This is a genomic window from Luteibacter sp. P4_E6 (assembly GCF_056401535.1).
The window spans coordinates 1-3,275 of sequence record NZ_JBFUJE010000441.1; the positions used below are offsets into that span (position 1 = coordinate 1).

General features: G+C 65.5%; 1 protein-coding gene and 1 pseudogene. Both read left to right on the forward strand.

What is annotated here, in order from left to right; all coding sequences use genetic code 11:
* Positions 1-2,962: glutamate synthase large subunit (gltB, locus tag AC1DT2_RS18830; protein WP_477297998.1), on the forward strand; the 2,962-nt coding region annotated here is incomplete at its 5' end.
* Positions 2,959-3,275 (forward strand): annotated as a pseudogene (locus AC1DT2_RS18835) (glutamate synthase small subunit); the annotation flags it as partial. The gene gltB and the pseudogene AC1DT2_RS18835, both read left to right, overlap by 4 nt.

Genomic DNA, 3,275 nt, shown 5'->3' on the forward strand with positions numbered 1-3,275 from the left:
GTCGCGACAGATCCGTCCGTTGTTCGATCGTTTCCGCCAGGGCTTCGCGCAGGTGACCAACCCGCCGATCGACCCCCTGCGCGAGCGCCTGGTCATGTCGCTCGTGACCCAGATCGGGCAGGAGCGGAACATTTTCGATCTCGGTCCCGAGAACGCGAAGCAGATCCTGCTCAATTCACCGATCCTTTCGCAGCGCAAGCTGCGCCAGATCCTCGCGAACGCGGAGTATGCGGACACGCCGCGTTTCGACCTGATGTACGGCGCCGACGAGACGCTGGAACAGGCGCTTCTGCGTATCTGCGACGCCGTCGAAACGGCCGTGCGCGGCGGCGTGAAGATCGTCTTCCTGAGCGACCGCTATCCCCGTCGCGACCTGCTGCCGATCCACTCGCTGCTGGCGACGGGTGCCGTGCATGCGCGTCTGGTCGATCGTGGCCTGCGATGTCAATGCAACATCATGGTCGAGACGGCGACGCCGCGCGACCCTCACCACTTCGCCTGCCTGCTCGGCTTCGGCGCCACGGCGATCTATCCCTGGCTGGCCTATCAGAGCCTGTTCGACATGGGCCGCAGCGGACACATCCGCAACGGCGAAGGCGCGCCGCGGGAGATCGGTCGCAACTACCGTCGCGGCATCCGCAAGGGCCTGCTGAAGATCCTCTCGAAGATGGGTATCTCCACCGTCGCGGGCTACCGCGGTGCGCAGCTTTTCGAGATCGTCGGCCTGTCGCGCGACGTCGTGGATATCTGCTTCCCCGGCACGCCGTCGCGCATCGGCGGTTCGACCTTCGACGATCTCGAGAAAGAGCAGCGCCTTCTTGCCGCCGAAGCCTGGGATGAAGCGCACGCGCTTCGCGCAGGCGGGCTGTTCAAATACGTGCATGGCGGCGAGTTCCACATGTACAACCCGGACGTGATCGCCAGCCTGCAAGTGGCGGTGCGCACGGGTGACTGGGACGACTATGCGAAGTACGCGCACTACGTGGATGCGCGTCCGCCCTCGGCGTTGCGCGACTTGCTCGTGCCACGTGAAGGTACACCTGTCCCGCTCGACGAGGTCGAGCCGGTGGAAAGTATCCTCAAGCGCTTCGACTCGGCCGGTATGTCGCTGGGCGCCTTGTCGCCGGAGGCGCATGAAGCGCTCGCCATCGCGATGAATCGTCTCGGTGCGCGCAGCAATTCCGGCGAGGGTGGTGAAGATCCCGCCCGTTACGGCACCGACCGCGCGTCGAAGATCAAGCAGGTTGCCTCGGGTCGCTTCGGGGTGACGCCGACCTACCTGGTCAATGCCGAAGTGCTGCAGATCAAGATCGCCCAGGGCGCCAAGCCGGGCGAGGGCGGTCAGCTGCCCGGCCACAAGGTGGACGCGACCATCGCCCGCCTGCGTTACGCCAAGCCGGGTATCGGCCTGATTTCACCGCCGCCACATCACGACATCTATTCCATCGAAGATCTTGCCCAGCTCATTCACGACCTCAAGGAAGTGAACCCGAAAGCACTCATCTCGGTGAAACTCGTCTCGCACGCGGGTGTGGGTACCGTCGCCGCCGGTGTCGTGAAGGCCGGCGCGGACCTGATCACGGTGTCGGGCCACGACGGTGGCACGGGTGCAAGCCCGCTCACCTCCATCAAATATGYCGGCACGCCGTGGGAACTCGGTCTCGCCGAAACACAACAGACGCTGCGCCTCAACGACCTGCGTGGACGTGTTCGCCTGCAAACCGATGGCGGGCTCAAGACCGGCCTGGACGTGATCAAGGCGGCCATGCTCGGTGCGGAGAGCTTCGGCTTCGGCACGGGCCCGATGGTGGCGCTGGGCTGCAAGTACCTGCGTATCTGCCATCTCAACAACTGCGCCACCGGCGTCGCGACGCAGCACCCCGTGCTGCGTCAGAAGCACTTCCTCGGCTTGCCGGACATGGTGATGAACTACTTCCGCTTCGTCGCGGAAGACGTGCGTCGCCATCTCGCGCGCCTGGGCGTGCGCACGCTTGAAGAACTCGTCGGCCAGAGTGGCCGCCTCGAGCAGCGCGATGGCGTGACGGCCGTACAGGACCGCCTCGACCTCTCGCCTCTCATCGCCGAGGACGGCATGGGCGAGAAGGTCGACTTCGCCTGCACGTTCGCACGTAATCCCATGCGCGATCCCGCCACGCTGGCCAGCCGCATCTCGGCCGATACGCGTGCCGTGGTCGCCGACGCGCTCGGCGGCACATTTCGCTACGACATCGCGAACACGGACCGCGCCATCGGCGCACGCCTTTCCGGGGACGTTGCGCGTCGCTGGGGCGATGTCGGCATGGTCGAGAAGCCGGTTCACCTGCACCTGACCGGTTCGGCCGGCCAGAGCCTCGGTGCATGGAACGCATCCGGCGTGCATATCGACCTGACGGGCGAAGCCAACGATGGTGTGGGCAAGGGGATGGCCGGTGGTCGTCTCATCATCCGGCCACCGGCGGACTCACCGTTCGCCAGCCAGGAAGCGTCGATCATCGGCAATACCTGCCTCTATGGCGCTACCGGCGGCGAGCTGTTTGCCGCCGGGCAGGCCGGTGAACGTTTCGCCGTGCGCAACTCCGGTGCGCTGGCTGTCGTCGAAGGCGCAGGCGATCATTGCTGCGAGTACATGACCGGCGGCGTCGTCGCGGTGCTGGGTCGCACCGGTCTCAACTTCGGCGCCGGCATGACGGGTGGCTTCGCTTATGTGCTCGACACCGAGCGCAACTTCGTCGACTGCTACAACCACGAACTCGTCGACATCGTGCGCATTTCGCACGAAGGCATGGAACATTACATGCAGCACCTGCGCCAGCTCATCGCCCGCCACGCCGAACTCACCGACTCCGCGTGGGGGCGCAAGGTCCTTGGCGATTTCCGCGGCCTGCTGCAGCGCTTCTGGCTGGTGAAACCGAAAGCCGCCAGCCTCGATGCCCTGGCCGAAGAACTCCGGAGTGCCGCATGAGCGCGAAGGACTTCCGTTTCCTCGAGGTACCCCGGCAGACACCGCGCACCGTGCCCGTGGCGGTACGCGTACTCGGCTACGGCGAAATCTCCGGTGAGTTCGCGCCGTCGGAGGCCGCCTCGCAATCGGAGCGCTGCATCGATTGCGGCAACCCGTATTGCGAGCACGCCTGTCCGGTGCACAACTACATTCCGAACTGGTTGAAGCTGGTCCAGGACGGCCGCCTGTTCGAAGCCGCGACGCTCATGCACGAAACCAACCCGCTGCCCGAGATCTGCGGCCGCGTATGCCCGCAGGATCGTCTGTGCGAAGG